This window comes from Acidovorax sp. (genome assembly GCF_034519795.1).
In the GTDB taxonomy this organism is placed as follows: Bacteria; Pseudomonadota; Gammaproteobacteria; order Burkholderiales; family Burkholderiaceae_C; genus Acidovorax.
Genome location: NZ_JAXHOB010000027.1, coordinates 36718 through 59304, shown reverse-complemented (window position 1 = coordinate 59304; position 22587 = coordinate 36718). Strand labels below are relative to the sequence as shown.

At 66.5% G+C, this 22587-nt stretch carries 23 protein-coding genes; 12 read left to right on the top strand and 11 right to left on the bottom strand.

Annotated features, from left to right (window positions below; translation table 11 throughout):
- Positions 1 to 51 precede the first annotated feature (51 nt).
- The 4 genes from eno to U5N23_RS27885 form a co-directional block, all read right to left on the bottom strand.
- On the bottom strand, positions 52 to 1338 hold the full coding sequence (gene eno / locus U5N23_RS27900; protein WP_305745761.1) for a phosphopyruvate hydratase: 1287 nt from the start codon (positions 1336 to 1338) through the stop codon (positions 52 to 54).
- Positions 1339 to 1505: 167 nt separating this feature from the next.
- Positions 1506 to 1796, bottom strand: coding sequence for a DUF1330 domain-containing protein (locus U5N23_RS27895; protein WP_007859228.1), 291 nt, complete (start codon positions 1794 to 1796; stop codon positions 1506 to 1508).
- Positions 1797 to 1800: 4 nt separating this feature from the next.
- Complete coding sequence (gene kdsA / locus U5N23_RS27890; protein ID WP_322595961.1) at positions 1801 to 2658, bottom strand: 3-deoxy-8-phosphooctulonate synthase; 858 nt, start codon at positions 2656 to 2658, stop codon at positions 1801 to 1803.
- Positions 2659 to 2694: 36 nt separating this feature from the next.
- Positions 2695 to 4365 carry a CTP synthase gene (locus U5N23_RS27885; RefSeq protein WP_322595960.1) on the bottom strand — a complete coding sequence of 557 codons (1671 nt, stop codon included), beginning with the start codon at positions 4363 to 4365 and terminating at the stop codon, positions 2695 to 2697.
- A 139-nt stretch (positions 4366 to 4504) separates the two neighbouring features.
- Here U5N23_RS27885 and coaBC point away from each other — a divergent pair, with 139 nt between their 5' ends.
- The 4 genes from coaBC to U5N23_RS27865 all read left to right on the top strand — a co-directional run bounded on the left by coaBC (position 4505) and on the right by U5N23_RS27865 (position 7421).
- Positions 4505 to 5728, top strand: coding sequence for a bifunctional phosphopantothenoylcysteine decarboxylase/phosphopantothenate--cysteine ligase CoaBC (coaBC, locus tag U5N23_RS27880; RefSeq protein ID WP_322595959.1), 1224 nt, complete (start codon positions 4505 to 4507; stop codon positions 5726 to 5728).
- Between the two features lie 40 nt (positions 5729 to 5768).
- Positions 5769 to 6272, top strand: a complete 504-nt coding sequence (locus U5N23_RS27875) for a hypothetical protein (RefSeq protein WP_322595958.1) — start codon at positions 5769 to 5771, stop codon at positions 6270 to 6272.
- Entirely contained in the window at positions 6269 to 6715 is a 447-nt protein-coding gene (dut, locus tag U5N23_RS27870; protein WP_322595957.1) for a dUTP diphosphatase, read from the top strand. Before U5N23_RS27875 ends, dut begins: the two co-directional genes overlap by 4 nt.
- A gap of 208 nt (positions 6716 to 6923) precedes the next feature.
- Positions 6924 to 7421 carry a glycine zipper 2TM domain-containing protein gene (locus U5N23_RS27865; protein WP_305745766.1) on the top strand — a complete coding sequence of 166 codons (498 nt, stop codon included), beginning with the start codon at positions 6924 to 6926 and terminating at the stop codon, positions 7419 to 7421.
- 62 nt (positions 7422 to 7483) lie between these two features.
- Here the strand turns inward: U5N23_RS27865 and U5N23_RS27860 are convergent, their stop codons facing one another.
- Positions 7484 to 8008, bottom strand: a complete 525-nt coding sequence (locus U5N23_RS27860; protein WP_322595956.1) for a peptidylprolyl isomerase — start codon at positions 8006 to 8008, stop codon at positions 7484 to 7486.
- Positions 8009 to 8061: 53 nt separating this feature from the next.
- Here U5N23_RS27860 and U5N23_RS27855 point away from each other — a divergent pair, with 53 nt between their 5' ends.
- The 3 genes from U5N23_RS27855 to U5N23_RS27845 all read left to right on the top strand — a co-directional run bounded on the left by U5N23_RS27855 (position 8062) and on the right by U5N23_RS27845 (position 10199).
- On the top strand, positions 8062 to 9201 hold the full coding sequence (locus U5N23_RS27855) for a cupin domain-containing protein (RefSeq protein WP_322595955.1): 1140 nt from the start codon (positions 8062 to 8064) through the stop codon (positions 9199 to 9201).
- A 2-nt stretch (positions 9202 to 9203) separates the two neighbouring features.
- Positions 9204 to 9731, top strand: a complete 528-nt coding sequence (locus U5N23_RS27850) for a hypothetical protein (protein ID WP_322595954.1) — start codon at positions 9204 to 9206, stop codon at positions 9729 to 9731.
- A gap of 219 nt (positions 9732 to 9950) precedes the next feature.
- Positions 9951 to 10199: a hypothetical protein gene (locus U5N23_RS27845; RefSeq protein WP_322595953.1), complete on the top strand. Its 249-nt coding sequence runs from the start codon at positions 9951 to 9953 to the stop codon at positions 10197 to 10199.
- 99 nt (positions 10200 to 10298) lie between these two features.
- Here the strand turns inward: U5N23_RS27845 and U5N23_RS27840 are convergent, their stop codons facing one another.
- From U5N23_RS27840 to U5N23_RS27815, 6 genes are all read right to left on the bottom strand, one after another.
- Positions 10299 to 11135, bottom strand: a complete 837-nt coding sequence (locus U5N23_RS27840; RefSeq protein ID WP_322595952.1) for an MBL fold metallo-hydrolase — start codon at positions 11133 to 11135, stop codon at positions 10299 to 10301.
- 74 nt (positions 11136 to 11209) lie between these two features.
- Entirely contained in the window at positions 11210 to 12307 is a 1098-nt protein-coding gene (gene bamC / locus U5N23_RS27835; protein WP_322595951.1) for an outer membrane protein assembly factor BamC, read from the bottom strand.
- Positions 12308 to 12348: 41 nt separating this feature from the next.
- A complete protein-coding gene (gene dapA, locus U5N23_RS27830; RefSeq protein ID WP_322595950.1) occupies positions 12349 to 13245 on the bottom strand; it encodes a 4-hydroxy-tetrahydrodipicolinate synthase in 897 nt (298 codons plus the stop codon).
- 32 nt (positions 13246 to 13277) lie between these two features.
- Complete coding sequence (locus U5N23_RS27825) at positions 13278 to 13832, bottom strand: class I SAM-dependent methyltransferase (RefSeq protein ID WP_322595949.1); 555 nt, start codon at positions 13830 to 13832, stop codon at positions 13278 to 13280.
- An 8-nt stretch (positions 13833 to 13840) separates the two neighbouring features.
- Positions 13841 to 14008 carry a hypothetical protein gene (locus U5N23_RS27820; RefSeq protein ID WP_322595948.1) on the bottom strand — a complete coding sequence of 56 codons (168 nt, stop codon included), beginning with the start codon at positions 14006 to 14008 and terminating at the stop codon, positions 13841 to 13843.
- Positions 14009 to 14038: 30 nt separating this feature from the next.
- Positions 14039 to 15256, bottom strand: a complete 1218-nt coding sequence (locus U5N23_RS27815; RefSeq protein WP_322595947.1) for an MFS transporter — start codon at positions 15254 to 15256, stop codon at positions 14039 to 14041.
- A gap of 118 nt (positions 15257 to 15374) precedes the next feature.
- On the opposite strand from U5N23_RS27815, the gene U5N23_RS27810 reads away from it, so the two are divergent.
- From U5N23_RS27810 to parC, 5 genes are all read left to right on the top strand, one after another.
- Positions 15375 to 17357: a DNA topoisomerase IV subunit B gene (locus U5N23_RS27810; RefSeq protein ID WP_322595946.1), complete on the top strand. Its 1983-nt coding sequence runs from the start codon at positions 15375 to 15377 to the stop codon at positions 17355 to 17357.
- Entirely contained in the window at positions 17357 to 18340 is a 984-nt protein-coding gene (locus U5N23_RS27805) for a hypothetical protein (RefSeq protein WP_322595945.1), read from the top strand. Before U5N23_RS27810 ends, U5N23_RS27805 begins: the two co-directional genes overlap by 1 nt.
- A gap of 238 nt (positions 18341 to 18578) precedes the next feature.
- Complete coding sequence (locus tag U5N23_RS27800) at positions 18579 to 19355, top strand: hypothetical protein (protein ID WP_322595944.1); 777 nt, start codon at positions 18579 to 18581, stop codon at positions 19353 to 19355.
- A gap of 56 nt (positions 19356 to 19411) precedes the next feature.
- Positions 19412 to 20230: a lytic transglycosylase domain-containing protein gene (locus U5N23_RS27795; RefSeq protein WP_322595943.1), complete on the top strand. Its 819-nt coding sequence runs from the start codon at positions 19412 to 19414 to the stop codon at positions 20228 to 20230.
- A complete protein-coding gene (gene parC / locus U5N23_RS27790; protein WP_322595942.1) occupies positions 20227 to 22581 on the top strand; it encodes a DNA topoisomerase IV subunit A in 2355 nt (784 codons plus the stop codon). Before U5N23_RS27795 ends, parC begins: the two co-directional genes overlap by 4 nt.
- The last annotated feature ends 6 nt before the right edge of the window (positions 22582 to 22587 follow it).

The window sequence follows — 22587 nt, the reverse complement described above, 5'->3', positions numbered from 1 at the left end:
AAAGGAGCGGGCGCTTCGCAGGCGCGCAGACCGGCATGCTGCAGCCCGGCCTCAGCGCAGGTTGTAGAAGGCAGCGCGGCCAGGGTAGTGCGCGATGTCGCCCAGGTCTTCTTCGATGCGCAGCAACTGGTTGTACTTGGCGATGCGGTCCGAGCGCGACAGCGAGCCGGTCTTGATCTGGCCGGCATTGGTGCCCACCGCGATGTCGGCAATGGTGCTGTCTTCGGTTTCGCCCGAGCGGTGCGAGATCACGGCGGTGTAGCCGGCGCGCTTGGCCATCTCGATGGCGGCAAAGGTCTCGGTCAGCGTGCCGATCTGGTTGATCTTGATCAGGATCGAGTTGGCGATCTGCTTGTCGATGCCTTCCTTGAGGATCTTGGTGTTGGTGACGAACAGGTCGTCGCCCACCAGCTGCACGTTCTTGCCCAGGCGCTCGGTCAGGATCTTCCAGCCGTCCCAGTCGCCTTCATGCATGCCGTCTTCGATGCTGATGATGGGGTACTTGTCACACCACGATGCCAGCATGTCGGTCCATTGCGTGGCCGTCAGCTTCAGGCCGCCTTCGCCTTCGAGCACGTAGTGGCCGTCCTTGTAGAACTCGCTGGCCGCGCAATCGAGGCCCAGGGCGATCTGCTCGCCCGCCGTGTAGCCCGCGGCTTCGATGGCCTGCAGGATCAGCACGATGGCCGCTTCATGGTTCTCGACGCTGGGGGCAAACCCGCCTTCGTCGCCCACGGCGGTGCTGATGCCCTTGTCGTGCAGGATCTTCTTCAGGGCGTGGAACACTTCGGCACCCCAGCGCAGGGCTTCGCGGAAGGTGGGGGCGCCCACGGGGATGATCATGAACTCCTGCAGGTCCAGGCTGTTGTTGGCGTGCGCGCCGCCGTTGATCACGTTCATCATGGGCACGGGCAACTGCATGCTGCCCATGCCGCCCAGGTAGCGGTACAGCGGCAGGCCCGATTCCTCAGCGGCAGCGCGGGCCACGGCCATCGAGACGGCCAGCATGGCGTTGGCGCCCAGGCGGCCCTTGTTGTCGGTGCCATCGAGGTCGATCAGCGTCTTGTCCAGGAAGGCCTGCTCGGAAGCGTCCAGGCCGAGCACGGCCTCGGAGATCTCGGTGTTGATGTGTTCCACCGCCTTGAGCACGCCTTTGCCCAGGTAGCGGCTCTTGTCGCCGTCGCGCAGCTCGATGGCTTCGCGGCTGCCGGTGGACGCGCCCGACGGCACGGCCGCACGGCCCATCACGCCCGACTCCAGCAGCACGTCGCATTCGACGGTGGGGTTGCCGCGGCTGTCCAGCACTTCGCGGCCTACGATGTCAACAATGGCACTCATGATCTTCCTTGAGGGTTTTTGAAATTCATCCGGACGGGCAGGGAGGAGGGGCAAACCACCTGCGGTGCCTGGCGCCGCCGCGCGTCGGTCGCGATTCTATGCTACCGATTTGATAGTGTTCGGGGCAGGTGCGGTACGTACCGGGTACGTATTGCGGCCTGCGGTGGCTATACGCCTTCCACGCAGACCATGCGCATGATGGCAGCGCCCTCACGCGCGGCCTTGGCCTTCTGGTACTCGGGCGTGTCGTAAAAAGCGCGGGCCGCCTCGAAGCTCGGGAACTTGAGGATCACAGTGCGGCCGGGGTTCCAGTCGCCTTCCAGCACCTCGACCTTGCCGCCGCGCACGCAGACCTCGGCGCCATGGGCCTGCATGGCGATGGTGCTCCACTTGCGGTACTCCTCGTACTGCGTGGGATTGGTGACGGTGACGGATGCGATGACGTAACCACTGCTCATGTCTTCAGGCTCCAAAGTTGTTTTCGAGAAAACCGTTCTTCTTGGTGATGCCGTCCAGGGCCACCAGCGTCTCCAGCAGCGCCTTCATGTGCTTGAGGGGCACGGCGTTGGGCCCGTCGGACAGGGCGTTGGCCGGGTCCGGGTGGGTTTCCATGAACAGGCCGGCCACACCCACGGCCACGGCGGCACGCGCCAGCACCGGCACCATCTCGCGCTGGCCGCCGCTGCTGGTGCCGTTGCCGCCTGGCAACTGCACCGAGTGCGTGGCGTCGAACACCACCGGGGCATTGGTCTCGCGCATGATGGACAGGCTGCGCATGTCCGACACCAGGTTGTTGTAGCCGAAGCTCGCGCCGCGCTCGCAGGCCATGAAGCTGTCTTCGGGCAGGCCCGCGTCACGGGCGGCAGCGCGGGCCTTGTCGATCACGTTCTTCATGTCGTGCGGCGCAAGGAACTGGCCCTTCTTGATGTTCACCGGCTTGCCCGACTGCGCCACGGCGCGGATGAAGTCGGTCTGGCGGCACAGGAAGGCCGGCGTCTGCAGCACGTCGACCACCTTGGCGGCTTCGGTGATGTCGTCCTCGGTGTGCACGTCGGTGAGCACCGGAACGGAGAGGTCCTTGCGGATCTTGGCCAGGATCTCCAGGCCCTTGTCGCGGCCGGGGCCGCGAAAGCTGGTGCCCGAAGACCGGTTGGCCTTGTCGAAGCTGCTCTTGAAGATGAAGGGGATGCCCAGGGCACCCGTGATCTCCTTGAGCTGGCCGGCCACGTCCATCTGCAGTTGCTCGGACTCGATCACGCAGGGGCCCGCGATGAGGAAGAAGCGGTGTTCGAGGCCGACGTCAAAGCCGCAGAGTTTCATGGCAGGGTCTCTTCTTTTTGGGGTGGGTTGCGCCGATCAGGCCGCCAAGGCGGGCTGCTGCAGGCTCTTTTGGTGCTCCACCGCCGCCTTGATGAAGGCGTTGAACAGCGGGTGGCCGTTCCAGGGGGTGGACTTGAACTCGGGGTGGAACTGCACGCCGATGAACCAGGGGTGCACGCTCTTGGGCAGCTCGACGATCTCGGTGAGCTGCTCGCGCTGCGTCAGTGCCGAGATCACCAGGCCCGCCTTGCGCAGCTGGTCCAGGTAGTTCACGTTGGCTTCGTAGCGGTGGCGGTGGCGCTCGGTCACGATGTTGCCGTAGATCTCGTGCGCCAGCGTGCCGGCCGAGACGTCCGAGCTCTGCGCGCCCAGGCGCATGGTGCCGCCCAGGTCGGAGTTCTCGTCGCGCTGCTTGATGGTGCCGTCGGCGTCCTTCCACTCGGTGATCAGGGCGATCACGGGGTGGGGCGTGGCGGGCTCGAACTCGGTGCTGTTGGCGTCCTTGAGGCCGGCCACATGGCGCGCGTACTCGATGGTCGCGACCTGCATCCCCAGGCAGATGCCCAGGTAGGGCACGCGCTGCTCGCGGGCAAAGCGGGCGGTGCTGATCTTGCCTTCCACGCCGCGCGCGCCAAAGCCGCCGGGCACCAGGATGGCGTCGTACTTGGCCAGCTTCTCGGCCGCATCGGCGGCGTTGATGGTCTCGGAGTCCACATGCTCGATCTTCACGCGCACGTGGTTCTTCATGCCGGCGTGGCGCAGCGCCTCGTTCACCGACTTGTAGCTGTCCGACAGGTCCACGTACTTGCCCACCATGGCAATGGTGACCTCGCCCTGCGGGTGCTCGGTCTCGTACACCAATTGGTCCCAGCGCTTCAAGCTGGTGGGCGGCGTGTTCAGGCGCAGCTTGTCGCAGATCAGGCCATCGAGGCCCTGCTCGTGCAGCATGCGCGGCACCTTGTAGATGGTGTCCACGTCCCACATGCTGATCACGCCCCACTCGGGCACGTTGGTGAACAGCGAGATCTTGGCGCGCTCATCCTCGGGCATGCGGCGGTCGGCGCGGCACAGCAGCGCGTCGGGCTGGATACCGATCTTGCGCAGCTCCTGAACGGTGTGCTGGGTGGGCTTGGTCTTGAGCTCGCCGGCCGCAGCGATCCACGGCACATAGGTCAGGTGCACGAAGGCGGCGTTGTTCGGGCCGAGCTTCAGGCTCAGCTGGCGCACGGCTTCGAGGAAGGGCAGGGACTCGATGTCGCCCACGGTGCCGCCGACTTCCACGATGGCCACGTCCACGGCGTCATCGGTGCCGACGCCGGCGCCGCGCTTGATGTACTCCTGGATTTCGTTGGTGACGTGCGGAATCACCTGCACGGTCTTGCCCAGGTAATCGCCCCTGCGCTCCTTTTCCAGCACGCTCTGGTAGATGCGGCCGGTCGTGAAGTTGTTGGTCTTTTTCATGCGCGTTTCGATGAAACGCTCATAGTGACCCAGGTCGAGATCGGTTTCGGCGCCATCGTCCGTGACGAACACTTCGCCATGCTGGAACGGTGACATGGTGCCCGGATCCACGTTGATGTACGGGTCGAGCTTGATGAGGGTGACTTTGAGGCCCCGCGATTCGAGGATCGCGGCAAGGGAGGCTGAGGCGATTCCCTTGCCCAGGGAAGACACCACACCGCCGGTGACGAAGACAAATTTGGTCATGTCTTTTTTGGTGGTGGGAAATTGGGATTATAGATGCCCGCCCGGCCTGGGCCCCGGCCATGGTCTTTTCACGGGGCCTGCTGCAGTGCCATCGGGCTGCCCGCAGGCGCTTGCGGCCCCGTCTGCTAAATTCGCGCCCATGAATGAGCTTGCTGGCAAACACATTGTTCTGGGACTGAGCGGAGGCGTGGCTTGCTACAAGTCGGCCGACTTGTGCCGTCAGCTGATCAAGGAGGGCGCCACCGTGCAGGTGGTGATGACCGAGGCGGCCGCGCAGTTCATCACGCCGGTGACCATGCAGGCCCTGTCGGGGCGGCCCGTGTATGGCTCGCAGTGGGATGCACGCGAGCCCAACAACATGCCCCACATCAACCTGAGCCGCGAGGCCGACGCCATCCTGATCGCGCCCTGCAGCGCTGACTTGATCGCCCGCCTGGTGCAGGGCCGCTCCGACGAACTCCTGAGCCTGCTGTGCCTGGCGCGCCCCATGGACAGCGTGCCCCTGCTGCTGGCCCCGGCCATGAACCGCGAGATGTGGGCCCACCCCGCCACCCAGCGCAACCTGGCCCAGGTCGCCCAGGACGGTGCGCGCGTGCTCGGCGTAGGCAACGGCGACCAGGCCTGTGGCGAGACGGGCGACGGCCGCATGCTGGAGCCGCTGGAGCTGCTCGACGAACTGATCGCCTTTTTCGCGCCCAAGCCCCTGGCGGGGCGCAAGGTGCTGATCACGGCCGGCCCGACCTTCGAGGCCATCGACCCCGTGCGCGGCATCACCAACCTGTCGAGCGGCAAGATGGGCTTTGCCATCGCCCGCGCCGCGCGCGAAGCCGGTGCCGAGGTGACCCTGGTGGCCGGGCCCGTGCAACTGCCCACGCCGCGCGGCGTGCAGCGGGTCAACGTGCAGTCGGCCCAGCAGATGCTGGCCGCAGTGCAGGGGCTGGCGCCCGCGTCCTCGGTGTTCATCGCCACGGCGGCCGTGGCCGACTGGCGTCCGGCCACGCAGGCCGGCGAGAAGATCAAGAAGGACGGCTCGGGCCAGACCCCGACGCTGGCCTTCGTGGAGAACCCCGACATCCTGGCCACCGTGGCCCAGTTGCCCCAGGCGCAGTCGGGCCAACTCTATTGCGTGGGTTTTGCGGCAGAAAGCCACGACCTGCTGGCCCATGCCACGGCCAAGCGGCTGCGCAAGAAAATTCCGCTGCTGGTGGGCAATATCGGCCCCGCCACCTTCGGCCAGGACGACAATGCCCTGTTGCTGGTGGACGAGCATGGCCACCGCGAACTGCCCTTGGCGTCCAAGCGCTCACTGGCGCAGCGCCTTGTGACCGAGGTGGCTGCGAGGCTGCCCGCGCGGCGCAGCTGACGGTTTTTGCTCCTTTTCTTGACCCCTGCGGGGAGGCCCTATGACGATGCACTCGATCAAGCCCGAATGGGACACCCCGCCCAACGGCGACTTTGCCAGCTATGTGGAGCGCTTGAGCGCCTCACAGGCGCTGCAGTCGGGGCGGGCGCAGGCGGCCCATTCCGCGCAGGTCACGCAGCAGCATGCTTTGCCCGGCAGCGTGGCCCCCGGGTCTGCACAGGCCGCCGCCCGCCAGGGTGGCGCCAGCCCGGCGCCGCTGGCCGCGGCCTTGCCGCCCGATCTGCTGAAGGTGGTGGCGCCCTTCGTCGGCCTGGTGCGCATCGCCCGCACCCTGCTGGCCGTGATCGCGGCGGTGCATGCCCTCACGCTGCTGATGGCGGGCCAGGGCTCGTGGTTCGGGCTGGCGGTGATGGCCGGCCTGTGGTGGTTCATGGGCATCGTGGCCAATGCCGCGTCGGCAGGCGCCGTGGTGGTGCCGCCCGCGGCCGTGAAGGAGCGCCAGCGGCAAGCCGCCCAGCAGCGCAAGACAGGAAACAAGAAGTGAAGATCGACGTCAAGATTCTCGACCCGCGCATGGCGGACCAGTTGCCCACCTACGCCACCCCCGGCAGTGCGGGGCTCGATTTGCGGGCCTGCCTGGATGCCCCGCTCACCCTCGAACCCAATGCCTGGCAACTGGTGCCCACGGGCATCTCCATCTACCTCAAGGACCCCGGCTACGCCGCGCTGATCCTGCCGCGCTCGGGCCTGGGGCACAAGCACGGCATCGTGCTGGGCAACCTGGTGGGCCTGATCGACAGCGACTACCAGGGCCAGCTCATGGTGAGCGCCTGGAACCGCAGCAGCACGGCCTTCACGCTCGAGCCCATGGAGCGGCTGGCGCAACTGGTCATCGTGCCCGTGGTGCAGGCGCAGTTCAACGTGGTCAGCGAATTTCCCGCCAGCGAGCGCGGCGAGGGTGGCTACGGCTCCACCGGCAAGGCCTGAGCTTGCCCGGCCATTTGTAATCTTCTGAACAAACGCTTACGGGCGTCCCGTCAGGCTTCCTATGCTGTAGGTGGTGGCTGACGCAGCGTCCCGCTGCCGGATGGCGCCGGGAACCCTTGGCCGGTGCTCCAATCTCAACACGGTCGGGCAAGGGCCGCTGCGCTGCTGCAGTCGGTCGCCCGTCGAGATCCATTTTCAGGAGATTGCAATGAACAAGACGACCCGTATCGCCACGCTGACTGGCTCCCTCATCCTCATCGGGAGCCTGGCTGCCTGTGGCGCTCCCCCGCGCTCGCAGGAATACTACGCCGGCGGCGGCTACCAGACCCAGGCGCCGGTGTACTCGTCTTCCAACCCCGTGCCCACCGAGTTTGGCCGCGTGGCGAACATCGAGGTGATGCAGTCCCAGGGCCAGGGACGCACCTCGGGCGCCGGTGCCATCATCGGCGCCGTGGTCGGCGGTGTCATCGGCAACTCCATCGGTGGCGGCTCGGGCCGCGCCGCAGCCACGGCCGTAGGCGTGCTCGGCGGTGCGGTGGCGGGCAATGCCGTCGAGGGGCGCAACAACAGCGGGTACAGCCAGGCGTACCGGGTTTCCATCCAGCTGGACCACGGTGGCTACCGCGCCTATGACGTGCCGTCGCCCGGCGACCTGCGGGTAGGCGATCGCGTGCGCCTGTTCGACGGCCAGATCTCGCGCATCTGATCCGTTAAGCGGCCGCTCGCGCTGCGAGCAACGAACGGGCCCTCTGGAGGGCCCGTTGTCGTTCAGTGCAGCAGGTCGTTTCCGGGTGCCTGGGGCTGGACGCGGAAGAACCCGGTTCCCGCGCTGCCCTGGCCGATTTCGTCTTCGGTGGCCTCTCGCACCGACTGCACCGTGAGCTGCAGGCGCAATGCAATGCCGGCCAGCGGGTGGTTGCCGTCGAGCACCACATGCTCGGGGTAGATCTCGGCCACCGTGTACAGCACGTCGCGTGGCGCGTCGGGGTTGACGCCTTCGGGCAGGGCTGCGCCATCGAAGGTCATGCCTTCCTCGATTTCCGGTGGGAACAGCGAGCGCGGCTCCAGGAACAGCAATTGGTCGTTGAAGTCGCCAAACGCATCCTCGGGCTCCAGGTGCAGTGCCACCGAGGCACCGGCGCCGTGCCCCTGCAGGGCCTCCTCGATACGGGGCAGCAGGTCATCGCCCCCCACCAGGAACTCCACCGGCTCGTCGAGCACGTCGAGTTCCTCGCCCAGGGTGTCCTTGAGGATCCAGGTCAAAGCGACCACACATTGTTCGGTAATTTCCATAGGAGAATTGTCGCAGTTTGACCAACCGCCCTGCCAAGGGCCGCACAGTACCCATGGACGCCCACCAACCCCTGACCCTTCTGGGCGGACTCACCCCTGCCCAGTTCATGCGCCGCCACTGGCAAAAAAAGCCGCTGCTGGTGCGCCAGGCCATCCCGGGCTTCGTGCCGCCGGTGCAGCGCGCCGAGCTGTTCGACCTGGCCGGACAGGACGGCGTGGAGTCGCGCCTGGTGCAACAACTGCGGGGCGCCTGGAAGCTGCGCCAGGGGCCGCTCCCGCGCCGCGCGCTGCCCTCGCTCAAGCAGCCCGACTGGACGCTGCTGGTGCAGGGCGTGGACCTGCACCACCAGGGCGTGCACGCGCTGATGCAGCAGTTCCGCTTCGTGCCCGAGGCGCGCCTGGACGACCTCATGGTCAGCTACGCCAGTGACGGCGGCGGCGTGGGCCCGCACTTCGACAGCTACGACGTGTTCCTGCTGCAGGCCCATGGCCGGCGGCGCTGGCGCATCGGCCGCCAGAAGGACCTCACGCTCAAGGACGGCATAGCGCTCAAGGTGCTGGCGCAGTTCGAGCCCGAGGAGGAGTTCGTGCTCGAGCCCGGCGACATGCTCTACCTGCCGCCGCGCTATGCCCACGACGGCATTGCCGAGGGCGAGTGCATGACCTATTCCATCGGCTTTCGCGCACCGGCGCGGGCCGAGCTCGCCAACGAACTGCTGCTGCGCCTGACCGAAGAGGCCGAGGAGGGGGATGTCCCCCTGCTCTACCGCGACCCGCGCCAGGAGGCGGTGGAGCAGCCCGCAGCCATTCCCGCCGGCCTGCAGGACTTCGCGCGCGAGGCGCTGGCCCGGGCCCTGGCCGAACCGCTGGCGCTGGAGCGGGCCCTGGGCGAGTACCTGACCGAGCCCAAGCCCAGTGTCTGGTTCGATCCCGACGCATCCGGCGCCATGATCGAAGGGGTGGTGCTGGACCGCCGCACCCGCATGATGTACGACGCGCAGCATGTGTTCATCAACGGCGAGAGCTACCGCGCTGGCGGCCGCGACGCCACGCTGATGCGGCGCCTGGCCGACCACCGGCGCCTGACCGAGCGGGAGCTGGCGCGGGCCAGCGACGATGCGCTCGAACTGATATCGTCCTGGTGCGATGCGGGATGGGCCCATTCCGATACCGAGGAACCGCAGGAGGATTGACCGTGACGCAGGATCCGAGCACCCCACCGCCTGGCGTTTCGGCCGGCGAGCTGCCTTCGGGCCGGTTCGCCAGCCGCGAGACCTTCATTCAACTGGTGCGCGATGCGCTGGCGACGGCGGCGCGCGACGGCTGGGGCGAGATCGTGGTGAGCGACGCCAACTTCCATGACTGGCCACTGGGCGAACGGGCCGTGGTGGAGTCGCTGCAGAACTGGGCCCGCACCGGCCGGCGCTTCACCATGCTGGCCGGCTCCTACGACGAGGTGATCCGCCGCCATGCACGCTTCGTGCGCTGGCGTGGCACCTGGGACCACATCATCACCTGCCGGCGCGCCGGATCGGCCGATCCGCTGGGCATCCCCAGTGTGCTATGGTCGCCGCAATGGGTGATGCATCGCCTGGACCCCGAGCGCTGCGTGGGCATCACGGGGAGCGAGCCTGAGCGCCGGGTGCTGGTGCGTGAAACGCTCAACGACTGGGTGCACGGAAAAAGCGCACCGGGCTTCCCCGCCTCCACCCTGGGCCTGTAGGACAAACGCCCGACTTGGCGTTTTCGGGCCTTGCACCATATGAAGGCATGGTAAACCTTGCATTGGTGTTAGCCAGTATTGACTAAATGCCAATATAATCGGCGGCTGCGCCGAAATGGTGCTACTCAAGTGCACTGTGCCAATGCGCGAGGGCTTTTCAGGAGCCGGGCGCCGTGGCTTTTCAAGATTCTGTCTGTCTGTCCAACTAGGAAAAACCCAATGAAGAACTCTCTCGTTCTGGCCGCCCTGATCGCTGCTGCTGCCCTCGCCGCTTGCGGCAAGAAGGAAGAACCCGCTCCAGCACCAGCACCAGCACCTGTGGAAGCCCCCGCTCCTGCACCCGCTCCAGCCGCTTCCGAAGCCGCTCCCGCTGCCTCCGACGCTGCTCCTGCCGCTTCGGACGCCGCTGCTGCTGCCAACGCTGCTGCCACGGCCGCTACCGCTGCTGCCAGCGCTGCTTCCAACTAAGCACGCCTGAACCCTGGCCGCGCCCTGGCGCCGGCCTTTGGTTCGGAAGCCCGCCCTCGACAGAGTGCGGGCTTTTTTTTGCCTGTCGGCCGGAGGCGTTCAGAACAGCGAGGTGGGCAGGGGCGGCGGCGACAGGGGGCCGCAGGGCGCGGGCTGCTCGCCCACGGTCAGCCAGCCCGTCCCCTGGGCCTGGTCGGCCACCACGATGAGCTCGGGCGCCCACTGCAGCGCCCCCGCAAGCGCCTGCCGGGCCAGTTCGGGCGTGTTGTTGCGCGCGCTCAGGTGGGCCGCCACCACCCATTTGAGGCCGTCGTGCCGCACGGCCTGCACGATGGCGGCCGTGGCCTGGTTGGCCAGGTGGCCATAGGCCCCGCCCACGCGGCGCTTGAGGAAGGCCGGGTAGGCCGACGTGGCCAGCAGGTCGGGGTCGTGGTTGGCCTCGATGAACAGCGCGTGGCAGCCGGACACCTGCTGCAGCACGTGGGGCGTGGCATGGCCCAGGTCGGTGAGCAGGGCCAGGTCGTGGGCGCCGTCGGTGCAGCGCAGCTGCAGGGGCTCGCGCGCATCGTGCGGCACGGTGAAGGGCTGGAACGACAGCGGCCCCAGCTCGATGGCCTGCATGTCGTGGGCGAGCTGCAGCAGGCCGTCGAAATCCGGTGCGCCGATGGCCATGTGCGTGCCCTGGCTCATCCACACCGGAATGCGGTGGCGCAAGGCCAGCGTGTGCGTGCAGCCGATGTGGTCCGAATGCTCGTGGGTGATGAACACCCCGTCGATCTGCCCGATCTGCAGGCCGGCCACGGCCAGGCGGGTTTCGAGCTGGCGTATGCCCAGCCCGCAGTCGACCAGCAGCCGGCGCGTGTGCAGGCCGTCGCTGGCCTCCACGAGGGTGGCATTGCCGGCGCTGCCGCTGGCCAGGTTCTTCAAACGCAGCATCTTGAAATGCATTGCGCCTGGGCCCCACCCCGCAGGGTGGCGTCCAGGCGCAACAGGCAGGGTCTCGGTTGGGCTTACTTGAGCTCGTCCGCAATCACGCGCACGATGCGCTCGGCGTTGGCCGACGCTTCGGGCGTGCCGCCCTCGTTGAGCACCGACACGGTGGTCGATTCACCCTGGCTGCGCACGACGATGCGGTACTTGAGCGGCGGCACGGCATCCGGCGAGCGGCTGAACAGCTTGCCGAAGAAACCGGCCTCCTTCTTGTCGGCGTTGGGGGCCACATAGCGCACGAAGTACACGCCTTCGTTGCGGTTGCGGTCTTCCACGGTGAAGCCGGTGCGGTCCAGGGCCACGCCGACACGGCGCCAGGCGCGGTCGAAGCCTTCCTTCATCTGCACCACGGGCACGTTGTTCACCGTGGCCACGGTGGCCGATGGCGCCACGGGCGCGGCGGCGGTGGCCACGACGGCCTTCGATTGCTCCTGGGTCACGCCCAGCTTGACCATCAGGCGACGCAGGAATTCGGTTTCCAGCTCGGGGTCGGCCGCCCGGGGCTGCCAGACGGTCTGGTCCTTGGTGGTGTTGCTGTAGACCTCGACCATGCCGCGGTGCGTGATGTAGACCTCGGTGCCGCCAGCGGCATTGCGTTCCAGGCGGGTGCGGAAGCGGTCACGCTCGCCCGTGGAGTACAGCGAGTCGATGACCTTGCCCAGCGTCGAGCGGATCAGGTCCTGCGGCAGCTTGGCGCGGTTTTCGGCCCAGTCGGTTTCCATGATGCCCAGGTTGGCCTGGTCCAGGTCCAGCGTGAAGCCGTTTTCCAGCCAGAAGTCGCGCACGGGCTCCCACAGCTTGTCGGCGGGGCGGTCGATCACCAGCCAGCGCTTGTTGCCGTCGCGCTGGATGCGCACGTCGCCCAACTGGGCTGCGGCCGCATTGGCCGTGCCCGAAGGCTGGGCCGCCTGGCTGGCCTGCAGGGCTGCAGCCGACACGGCACCGCCCGGCACGTTGTAGCGCGAGTCGCGCGAGAGCTGCGTAAGGTCCGGGGGCACCTCCAGCGTGGAGCCCTTGGCGGCGCTCTTGTAGTCGATCTTGTCGCCTTCGAGGGCGGAGCAGGCAGACAGGGCCAGGGCGAGGGCCAGCAGGCCCGCTCGGGTAGTAACAGCGTTCACGCGTATGTCCTTGGAGTGTCAGGAGTCGGGCGCAGCCCGGGTTAGATCAGGCTGGCGGAGCGCAGGGCCGCCTCGACCACGGCTTCATTGGCCTGGGTCAGCGGGGTCATGGGCAGGCGCAGTGTGCCACCGCACAGGCCCATGCGGGCCACGGCCCACTTCACGGGAATGGGGTTGGCTTCGACGAAGAGCTGCTTGTGCAGGGGCATCAGCTGGAACTGGATTTCCATGGCGCGCTGCACGTTGCCGGCAATCGCCGCCATGCACAGCTCGTGCATCAGGCGCGGGGCCACGTTGGCCGTCACGCTCACGTTGCCATGGCCGCCGCACAGCATCAGGGCTACGGCGGTCGGGTCGTCGCCCGAGTAGATGCCGAAACCCTTGGGGGCTTCGCGGATCAGCCACTGCGCGCGCTCGATGTTGCCCGTGGCTTCCTTGATGCCGATGATGCCGGGCACCTGGGCCAGGCGCAGCACGGTGTCGTGCTGCATGTCGGCCACGGAGCGGCCGGGCACGTTGTACAGAATGGTGGGCAGGTCACCCACGGCTTCGGCGATGGCCTTGAAATGCTGGTACTGGCCCTCTTGCGTGGGCTTGTTGTAGTAGGGCACGACCTGCAGCTGCGTGTCGGCGCCGACCTTCTTGGCAAAGCGGGCCAGCTCGATGGCCTCGGCCGTGGAGTTGGCGCCGCAACCGGCCATGATGGGCACGCGCCTGGCGGCCTGCTCCACGGACACGCGGATGATCTCGCAGTGCTCCTCGACGTTCACCGTGGGCGACTCGCCTGTGGTGCCCACGACACCGATGCAGTCGGTGCCTTCGGCGATGTGCCAGTCGATCAGTTTGCGCAGCGCAGGGTAGTCGACGCTACCGTCCTCATGCAAGGGGGTGACGAGGGCGACGATGCTGCCAGTGAGTGGCACTAAGGAAGAGGTCATGTCCGCAGTGGTGAACGGGATAAAAGAGCATTCTAACTAGCCGGACTGGCCAGCAGATGTCTTGAGGGTGCCCCGGCCTGGGCAAGTTCCCTGGCGGCCGTGATGCGCTGCACGAAACGCGCGGGTTCTTCGAGGAAGCCGTCCTCGTAGGCCACGGTGCGCAGGCTGCTGCAGGCGGCCAGCAATTCACCGGGCTGCAGCAGGAATTCCGCTCGCGCGGGGCGGCCCACCGTTTCGTTACCGTGTGCAAAGGTCTCGTAAATCAGTACCCCACCCGGCGCCAGGCTGGCCAGCAGGGTGGGAAACAGCGGGCGCCACAGGTAGTTGGTGACCACCACGGCCCCGAATTGGCGCCCGGCGAAGGGCCAGGGGCCGCTTTCGATGTCGGCGCAGACCATCTCCCCGAACGGGGCTCCTGCGGCCACGGCCTCGGGGGATCGGTCCACCCCCACCACGGTGTGGCCCAGGCCGTGCAGCCAGCGCAGGTGGCGCCCGGCGCCGCAGGCCACGTCGAGCACGGTGCTGGCGGGCGCGATCAGGGCCGACCAGCGGCGTACCCAGTCCGAGGGCGTGTCAGATCCATGCATGCGCGGTATCAGAAGCAGCTCCACACCTGGTCGGCCAGCATCACCATGAAATCGGGCACGGTGTACATGGCAAACACGGCCAGGCACGCCAGGATGGCCACGGCCCAGGCCAGAACCCGCCACACCAGCGGCAGGGCCGGGGTGCGGTGGGGGGCGTGCTCGGGGGCGGTGGGCATGGTGGTTGTGCGCAAAATTTCAGTCCGCCATCATGCCGGCACAGGCGCCGCGCGCTGGATAGGGCTTTCCTTGACCGGCAGGTTCACCAGGGCGGCGAACACCCCCAGGGCGATGGCGATGTACCAGACGATGTCGTAGCTGCCCGTGGCGTCGTACAGGTAGCCACCCAGCCACACGCCCAGGAAGCTGCCGATCTGGTGGCTGAAGAACACGAAGCCGCCCAGCATGGACAGGTGCTGCACGCCGAAGATCTGGGCAATGGTGGCATTGGTCGGCGGAATGGTGGACAGCCACAGCGTGCCCATCACGGCCGAGAAGATGTACACCGATGCCGGCGACAGCGGCACCACGAGGAACACCGCGATGGCAATCGCCCGCGCAAAGTAGATGAAGGCCAGGATGTAGCGCTTTTGCAGGCGTTGGCCCAGGGTGCCGGCGATGTAGGTGCCGAACACGTTGAACAGGCCGATCAGCGCCAGCGCATAGCTGGCCACCTGGGGCGACAGGCCGTTGTCCTTGAGGTAGCTGGGCATGTGCACGCCGATGAACACCACCTGGAAGCCGCAGACGAAGTAGCCCGCCATCAGCAGCGAGAAGCTCGGGTAGCGAAAGGCCTCGAACAGCGCCTGGGCGACGGTCTGGTCGCGCTTGGGCGGTGCTGCGCCCTTGAAACCGGGCTCGCGCAAGCCAAACGCCAGGGGCACGATGAGCAGCACGGCCAGCGACAGCGCCAGCAGCGCCTGCTGCCAGCCAAAGCTGGCGATCAGCCAGCCTTCCACGGGCACCATGAGGAACTGGCCGAAGGAGCCGGCCGCTGCCGCTACCCCCATGGCCCAGGAGCGTTTTTCGGGTGCGATCTGGCGGCCCAGCACACCGTAGATCACCGCATAGGTGGTGCCCGCCTGGGCGGCGCCGATCAGCACGCCCGCGGTCAGCGCGAACAGCGTGGGTGTGGGCGATAGTGCCATGCCGGCCAGGCCTGCGGCGTACAGGGCAGCGCCGGCCAGCAGCACGCGGAAGGCGCCGAAACGGTCGGCCGCCATGCCGGCGAAGATGCCGATCAGGCCCCAGGAGAGGTTCTGGATGGCGATGGCCAGGGCGAAGGACTGGCGTGTCCAGCCCATTTCCTGGGTGATGGGCAGCAGCCACAGGCCGAAGCCGTGGCGGATGCCCATGGACAGGGTCACGATGGCCGCGCCGCACGCGAGCACCTGGAACATGGACAGTTTCGGAGGATGCATAGACATGCGCAGAATGTAGCCAGATTGGCCACAATCTGCCCGCACACCACCGAACAGTACAGTTGGGGGGTGGTGGAGCTGTATCTTTATCCAGTCTTTGCTGCGCCGCACTACAATCCGCCGCATGTCTGCCAAACCGTCTCCCGTCTCCGCCAGCGAATATTCCGAAGGCTCGATCCGCGTGCTCAAGGGCCTGGAGCCCGTCAAGCAGCGCCCGGGCATGTACACCCGCACCGACAACCCCCTGCACATCATGCAGGAGGTGCTGGACAACGCCGCCGACGAGGCGCTGGCCGGCCATGGCAAGAAGATCAAGGTCACGCTGCACACCGACGGCTCGGTCAGCATCGAGGACGACGGGCGCGGCATCCCCTTCGGCATGCACCCCGAAGAGAACGCCCCGGTGATCGAGCTGGTGTTCACGCGCCTGCACGCAGGCGGCAAGTTCGACAAGGGCAAGGGCGGCGCCTACAGCTTCTCGGGCGGCCTGCACGGCGTGGGCGTGAGCGTGACCAACGCGCTGGCCACCCGCCTGGAAGTGAGCAGCCACCGCGAGGGCAAGGTCGCCCGGCTGGTGTTCTCGGCCGGCGACGTGGTCGAGCCCCTGGTGACCCGAGCGCTCGAAGCCGGCGAGCGCAAGCAGGGCACGAGCGTGCGCGCCTGGCCCGATGCCAAGTATTTCGAATCGAGCGCGCTGCCGATGGGCGAGCTCACCCACCTGTTGCGCAGCAAGGCCGTGCTGATGCCCGGCGTGTCGGTGACGCTGGTCAACGAGAAGACGCGCGACACCCAGACCTGGCAGTACAAGGGCGGCCTGCGCGACTACCTGATGCAGACGCTCAGCGGCGACCCGGTGATCCCGCTCTTCGAGGGCGAGGGCTTTGCCGACCGCAACAACGAGAGCTTCGCCGAAGGCGAGGGCGCATCCTGGTGCGTGGCCTTCACCGAAGACGGCCAGCCCGTGCGCGAGAGCTATGTCAACCTGATTCCCACCAGCGCCGGCGGCACGCACGAAAGCGGCCTGCGCGACGGCCTGTTCAATGCCGTCAAGAGCTTCATCGAGCTGCACAGCCTGCTGCCCAAGGGCGTGAAGCTGCTGCCCGAGGACGTGTTCGCACGCGCCAGCTACGTGCTGTCGGCCAAGGTGCTGGACCCGCAGTTCCAGGGCCAGATCAAGGAGCGGCTCAATTCGCGCGACGCGGTGCGCCTGGTGTCGGGCTTCGTGCGCCCGGCGCTCGAGCTGTGGCTCAACCAGCACGTCGATTACGGCAAGAAGCTGGCCGAGCTGGCCATCAAGGCCGCGCAAACGCGCCAGAAAGCCGGCCAGAAGGTCGAAAAGCGCAAGGGCTCGGGCGTGGCGGTGCTGCCCGGCAAGCTCACCGACTGCGAAAGCAAGGACATCGCCCACAACGAAGTCTTCCTGGTCGAGGGCGATTCGGCCGGCGGCAGCGCCAAGATGGGCCGCGACAAGGAAAGCCAGGCCATCCTGCCGCTGCGCGGCAAGGTGCTCAACACCTGGGAGGTGGAGCGCGACCGCCTGTTCGCCAACAACGAGATCCACGACATCTCGGTGGCCATCGGCGTGGACCCGCATGGCCCCAACGACACGCCCGACCTTACGGGCCTGCGCTACGGCAAGGTCTGCATCCTCTCGGACGCCGATGTGGACGGCTCGCACATCCAGGTGCTGCTGCTCACGCTGTTCTTCCGCCACTTCCCCAAGCTCATCGAAACCGGCCACATCTACGTGGCGCGTCCCCCGCTGTTCCGCGTGGACGTGCCCGCACGCGGCAAGAAACCCGCCGCCAAGATGTATGCGCTGGACGACGGCGAGCTCACCGCCATCCTCGACAAGTGCGCCAAGGACGGCGTGGCGCGCGAGAAGTGCCAGATCAGCCGCTTCAAGGGCCTGGGCGAGATGAACGCCGAACAGCTGTGGGAAACCACGCTCAACCCCGACACCCGCCGCCTGCTGCCGGTGCAGCTGGGCGACATGGACTTCGCCCAGACCGAGGACCTGATCACCAAGCTCATGGGCAAGGGCGAGGCGGCCTCGCGGCGCGAGCTGATGGAACTGCATGGCGATGCAGTAGAAATCGACATCTGATGGCTTGGCTGCATCTGGGGCGTGTGCTCGGCATGGTGGCGCTGATGGGGGCTTTGCTTCCTGTGGTGACTTCTTTTGCCGATGCCAGGCCCGCCCGGATGCTGGTGGCTGGGGGCTGGATGTTGCTGGGCCTGGCGGTCGCCGTGGTGTGTGACCGCGCCCTGGATGCAGCCCTTGACCGCAAGCTGCGGCGTGAGCAGCAACTGGGACAGGACTTCATTGCAGCGCAGTTGCAGGTAGGGTTGCGCTGGTTTCGATGGCTTCTTCAGGTCGCTGTCATCGGAGGCCTTGCACTGTTGTCCGCGCTCTTTGGGTGGGAGGCGTGGAAAGCGGACTCCCTGTTGATTGGAGCCTTGGGAGCTGGTCTCGCTTTTTTGTTCCTGTCTGCCTTGGTGCCACTACTCGTGCTGGCGTTCCAGGTGACGCGCTCCGGCCATCTACTGTGCGTCGGTGCCGCAGGTTTTTCGGTGGCTGGCGAGCGCACTGTCGATTGGCCAGTGGTTCGGGGACTGGACATGCAGTACGGATCTGCAGGATTTCGCCATGCAGGAGAATCCATCAGCCGCCCTTACCATCTGCAACTGGCGGTCGATGCACCATTCGCACAGGCTGCAGGTATCGGGGCAGGATACTGGCCATGGCGGTGGAATCGGCCTCGTCTCATCGCAGAAGGACGCATTTTGGACCTGCCGCTGTATTTGTACGCAGCCAGCCCGCATGTCATCGAAGGTGCTGTGCGAGTGCTGTGCAAGCGGCATGGCGAGCGCTTTCTCGACCAGTGGAGAGGCGCCCATACACGTCCTGACGAGGTGGCTGACCTGGAACGTGCGGACTCGGAGAAAAAGCGGCAGGAGCAGGTGTTTGCCGTGGCCAATTCAGTGCGCTACGAGGACATCGCGAAATTGCCGGCAGCAGAGCGCAGGCAAAAGATCCAGGCCGCCTTGGATGGATTGAAAGAACTCGGTTTTCTCAAGGCAAAGTGAAGCCCAAAATGTCTGGACTTTTCTTTCGACTTTCGCGCGGGGGGGTTGGGCGGGGGGTTTGGCCCTTTTTTTTTTCCCTCGTTTTTTTTTGTTTTTTTTCCTTCTTTTTTTTTTTCTTTTTCCTTTTTTCTTTCCCGTTCCTTTCCCCTTTTTTTATTTCTTTTTTTCTTTCCCCTTATTTCCAATTTTATAACCCTAGAATTTTTCAATTAATTACCCCCTATCCCAAAATTTCGTCATGATGCCTGAACGCGTACCACCGCTTTCAATGCGGAGCGTCGACAGGGAGAAGGCACCTGCCCAGGAATTCTCGCAAGCACGATTGGTCATTGGGCTCAGGTGGTCTCGATGGCTGCTGACGGTGGCTTTCCTCGCGGGTATGGGCGTGCTGGCGGTGCTGTTCGGAACAGCGCATGCGCGCAGAGACCCTGTGTTCGGCATTGCTCTGGTGACCACTGTACTGCTGCTCGCAATCCCGCTCTGGACGCATGTATTGCAGGCCACCCGCGCTGTCCGGTGCGGTTATCTGCTGCGTGTAGACCAGCGCGGATTCCATGTGGTCGGTGAGTGTTTTGTTCCTTGGTCGAAGTTTCACGATGCGGCAGTGAGGCACAGCAACTTTCTGCAACTGCAACTGGTGGTTGATCCTTCGACGGCAGTTTCTCTGAAGGGCAGGGAGGGCCAGTGGCCTTGGCAATGGGGGCGTCCTGTGGTTGCGGCACATGGCCGGCTCATCCAGGTGCCGCTGCGTCTGCTCGATGTGAGTCCGGATTTCCTGGAAAAGGCCATGTACGCTCTGTGCAAGCGCTACGGCACGGAGGAATTTTGGGAACGCAATGAGTCGGCACGCATGGAACGCAGGCTGGAAACGATCCAGCGCGACATGGATATTCTCGGCTCGATCCGTCTAGCGGACATCAGGAAAATGCCTGTCGCAAAGCAGGAAGAAATTCTTCAAGCGGGCCTGGATGCCCTGGAGAAAACGAGTGCGCTCGAAAGGGCAACCGGTCCATGATGGCTTGGTACGTTTCATTTCTGCAAGAGCGGGGCGTGGCTTGGCGCCGTGCTGGAATGTACGCAGCCTTGTGCGTGGTGATGGGGCTCGGCCTTTTTTCACGCCCTGCCCATGCCGACCTCTGGGCCTATGTCGACCCGCGCGGGGTGACGCATTTCGCGCCCGAGCAGGTGGATGCCAACTACCAGCTGTTCTTCAAGGGCAGCGAGTTCGACTCCACGCGCGATGGGCCGGCGGGCGCCAGCGCCGAGCCCCCGGCCCTGTCACCGGCGGGCGCGCGGCTCCTGGCCTACTTCGATATTGCGCCGGACTACAAGCGCGTCAAGCACCACCTGCGCGCTGCCGCCGCCAGGCACGAGGTGGACTACGAGCTGCTGCAGGCGCTGATCGCCACGGAGTCGGGCTTCGATGCCGGTGCCGTGTCGCCCAAGGGAGCGGTGGGTCTCATGCAGGTGATGCCGGCCACGGCCACCCGCTTTGGCGTGAGCGCCGATGCCAAGCGCTCGGTCGAGAAGAAGCTGGCCGACCCGGCCGTGAACGTACCCACCGGCACCCGCTACCTGCGCCACCTGCTGGACCTGTTTCCCGAGCGCCTGGACCTGGCGCTGGCCGCCTACAACGCAGGCGAAGGGGCGGTGCAGCGCGCGGGCAACCAGATCCCGGCCTACAAGGAAACGCAGAACTACGTGCGTACCGTGATGGGCCTGTATGCGCAGCTCAAGCCGCCGGCGCCCGAGAAGGCGCGGCGCGCCGTCTCCGGCCGCGTGCGCATGGAGCTCTCGGGCGGCGCCCTGAACCGGGGCAACCTGCCGCCCACCCGGGTGGCGCAGACGCCCGCAATGACCGAACCTCCTGAATCCCACAAGAACGAATGAGCGACCAACCCACTCTCGATTTTCCGGCCTCCGACGACGGCGGCGATTCCCTGGGCCTGGCCGGCTATGCCCAGCGCGCCTACCTGGAGTACGCGCTCTCGGTCGTCAAGGGCCGGGCCCTGCCCGACGTGTGCGATGGCCTCAAACCCGTGCAGCGGCGCATCCTGTACTCCATGGACCGCATGGGCCTGGGCTACAGCGGCCCCACGCGCAACACGGCGGCCAAGCCGGTCAAGAGCGCCCGCGTGGTGGGCGATGTGCTGGGCCGCTTCCACCCGCACGGCGACCAGTCGGCCTATGACGCGCTGGTGCGCATGGCGCAGGATTTTGCCCAGCGCTACCCGCTGATCGACGGCCAGGGCAACTTCGGCAGCCGCGATGGCGATGGCGCTGCGGCCATGCGCTACACCGAGGCACGCCTGTCGCGCATCACCAGCCTGCTGCTCGACGAGATCGACGAAGGCACGGTCGATTTCATGCCCAACTACGACGGCTCGACCACCGAGCCGCGCCAGCTGCCCGCACGCCTGCCGTTCGCGCTGCTCAACGGTGCCAGCGGCATTGCCGTGGGCCTGGCCACCGAGATCCCGAGCCACAACCTGCGCGAGATCGCCGACGCCTGCGTGGCGCTGATCAAGACGCCGTCGCTCTCGGCAGAGGACCTGCTGGCCCTGGTGCCCGGCCCCGATTACCCGGGCGGTGGGCAGATCATCAGCGCTGCCTCCGACATCGCCGACGCCTACCGCACGGGCCGCGGCAGCCTCAAGGTGCGCGCGCGCTGGAAGATCGAGGACCTGGCGCGCGGCCAGTGGCAACTGGTGGTCAACGAGCTGCCGCCGGGCGTGAGCTCGCAGAAGGTGCTCGAAGAGATCGAGGAAATCACCAACCCCAAGGTCAAGGCCGGCAAGAAGGCGCTGAGCCAGGACCAGACCCAGCTCAAGGCCAGCATGCTGGCCGTGCTGGACGTGGTGCGCGACGAATCGAGCAAGGACGCGCCGGTGCGCCTGGTGTTCGAGCCCAAGACCGGCAAGACGCCGCAGCAGGAGCTGATCACCGCACTGCTGGCGCACACCAGCCTGGAGACCTCGGCCCCGATCAACCTGACCATGGTGGGCCTGGACGGCCGGCCGGTGCAGAAGTCGCTGCGCCTGATGCTGGAGGAGTGGATCTCCTTCCGCCAGAGCACCATCACCCGCCGCTCGCAGCACCGCCTGGGCAAGGTGCTGGACCGCATCCACATCCTCGAAGGGCGGCAGCTCGTGCTGCTCAACATCGATGAAGTGATCGCCATCATCCGCCAGTCCGACGATCCCAAGGCCGCGCTGATCGCCCGCTTTGCATTGAGCGACCGCCAGGCCGAGGACATCCTGGAACTTCGCCTGCGCCAGCTGGCCCGGCTCGAAGCCATCAAGATCGAGCAGGATCTCAAGGACCTGCGCGACAGCCAAAGCAAGCTCGAAGACATCCTGAACAACCCCGGCTCGCTGCGCCGCCTGATGGTCAAGGAGATCGAGGCCGATGCCAAGACCTTCGCCGACCCGCGCCGCACGCTGATCCAGGCCGAAAAGAAGGCCGTGGCCGAGGTCAAGGTGGTCGATGAGCCGGTGACCGTGGTGGTCTCGCAAAAGGGCTGGGTGCGCGCGCGTAGCGCCCATGGGCACGAGGCGGCGAGCTTCGCCTTCAAGGCGGGCGACGGCCTGTACCGCACCTTCGAGTGCCGCACGGTCGACACCCTGCTGGCCTTCGGCAGCAACGGCCGGGTGTACTCGGTGCCGGTGTCGGTGCTGCCCGGTGCGCGCGGCGACGGCCAGCCCGTGACCACGCTGATCGAGCTCGAATCGGGCACGCAGCTCTTGCACTACTTCGCCGGGCCGGCCAGTGCCAGCCTGCTGCTGTCCAACTCGGGCGGCTATGGGTTCCTGGCGTCGGTGGAGAACATGGTCTCGCGCCAGAAGGGCGGCAAGGCCTTCCTCACGCTGGGCGAGGGCGAAACCGTGTGCCCACCATCGCATGCCGCGGGCAGCACCGGCGGCCAGCCGCTGGCGGCGGCCACGCATGTGGCCTGCGCCTCGGCGGGCGGGCGCATCCTGACCTTCGAGATCACCGAGCTCAAGACCATGGCCAATGGCGGACGCGGCCTGATGCTGATCGACCTGGAACCCAAGGACACGCTGGCCGGTGCCGCGGCCTATACGCGCAGCGTCCGCATCGAAGGCATCGGCCGCGGTGGCAAGGAGCGCGAGGAGACGCTGGAGATCCGCTCGCTCAACAATGCCCGGGCCGCGCGCGGGCGCAAGGGCAAGGCGGCGGACCTGGGCTTCAAGCCCGCGTCGGTGACCCGCGTCGAATAGAAGCGC

Bases quoted from the DNA above. Each gene is read 5' to 3' on its own strand.
- eno (WP_305745761.1), bottom strand. From the start codon at position 1,338: ATGAGTGCCATTGTTGACATCGTAGGCCGCGAAGTGCTGGACAGCCGC.
- U5N23_RS27895 (WP_007859228.1), bottom strand. From the start codon at position 1,796: ATGAGCAGTGGTTACGTCATCGCATCCGTCACCGTCACCAATCCCACG.
- kdsA (WP_322595961.1), bottom strand. From the start codon at position 2,658: ATGAAACTCTGCGGCTTTGACGTCGGCCTCGAACACCGCTTCTTCCTC.
- U5N23_RS27885 (WP_322595960.1), bottom strand. From the start codon at position 4,365: ATGACCAAATTTGTCTTCGTCACCGGCGGTGTGGTGTCTTCCCTGGGC.
- coaBC (WP_322595959.1), top strand. From the start codon at position 4,505: ATGAATGAGCTTGCTGGCAAACACATTGTTCTGGGACTGAGCGGAGGC.
- U5N23_RS27875 (WP_322595958.1), top strand. From the start codon at position 5,769: ATGACGATGCACTCGATCAAGCCCGAATGGGACACCCCGCCCAACGGC.
- U5N23_RS27865 (WP_305745766.1), top strand. From the start codon at position 6,924: ATGAACAAGACGACCCGTATCGCCACGCTGACTGGCTCCCTCATCCTC.
- U5N23_RS27860 (WP_322595956.1), bottom strand. From the start codon at position 8,008: ATGGAAATTACCGAACAATGTGTGGTCGCTTTGACCTGGATCCTCAAG.
- U5N23_RS27855 (WP_322595955.1), top strand. From the start codon at position 8,062: ATGGACGCCCACCAACCCCTGACCCTTCTGGGCGGACTCACCCCTGCC.
- U5N23_RS27845 (WP_322595953.1), top strand. From the start codon at position 9,951: ATGAAGAACTCTCTCGTTCTGGCCGCCCTGATCGCTGCTGCTGCCCTC.
- U5N23_RS27840 (WP_322595952.1), bottom strand. From the start codon at position 11,135: ATGCTGCGTTTGAAGAACCTGGCCAGCGGCAGCGCCGGCAATGCCACC.
- dapA (WP_322595950.1), bottom strand. From the start codon at position 13,245: ATGACCTCTTCCTTAGTGCCACTCACTGGCAGCATCGTCGCCCTCGTC.
- U5N23_RS27825 (WP_322595949.1), bottom strand. From the start codon at position 13,832: ATGCATGGATCTGACACGCCCTCGGACTGGGTACGCCGCTGGTCGGCC.
- U5N23_RS27820 (WP_322595948.1), bottom strand. From the start codon at position 14,008: ATGCCCACCGCCCCCGAGCACGCCCCCCACCGCACCCCGGCCCTGCCG.
- U5N23_RS27815 (WP_322595947.1), bottom strand. From the start codon at position 15,256: ATGTCTATGCATCCTCCGAAACTGTCCATGTTCCAGGTGCTCGCGTGC.
- U5N23_RS27810 (WP_322595946.1), top strand. From the start codon at position 15,375: ATGTCTGCCAAACCGTCTCCCGTCTCCGCCAGCGAATATTCCGAAGGC.
- U5N23_RS27805 (WP_322595945.1), top strand. From the start codon at position 17,357: ATGGCTTGGCTGCATCTGGGGCGTGTGCTCGGCATGGTGGCGCTGATG.
- U5N23_RS27800 (WP_322595944.1), top strand. From the start codon at position 18,579: ATGATGCCTGAACGCGTACCACCGCTTTCAATGCGGAGCGTCGACAGG.
- U5N23_RS27795 (WP_322595943.1), top strand. From the start codon at position 19,412: ATGTACGCAGCCTTGTGCGTGGTGATGGGGCTCGGCCTTTTTTCACGC.
- parC (WP_322595942.1), top strand. From the start codon at position 20,227: ATGAGCGACCAACCCACTCTCGATTTTCCGGCCTCCGACGACGGCGGC.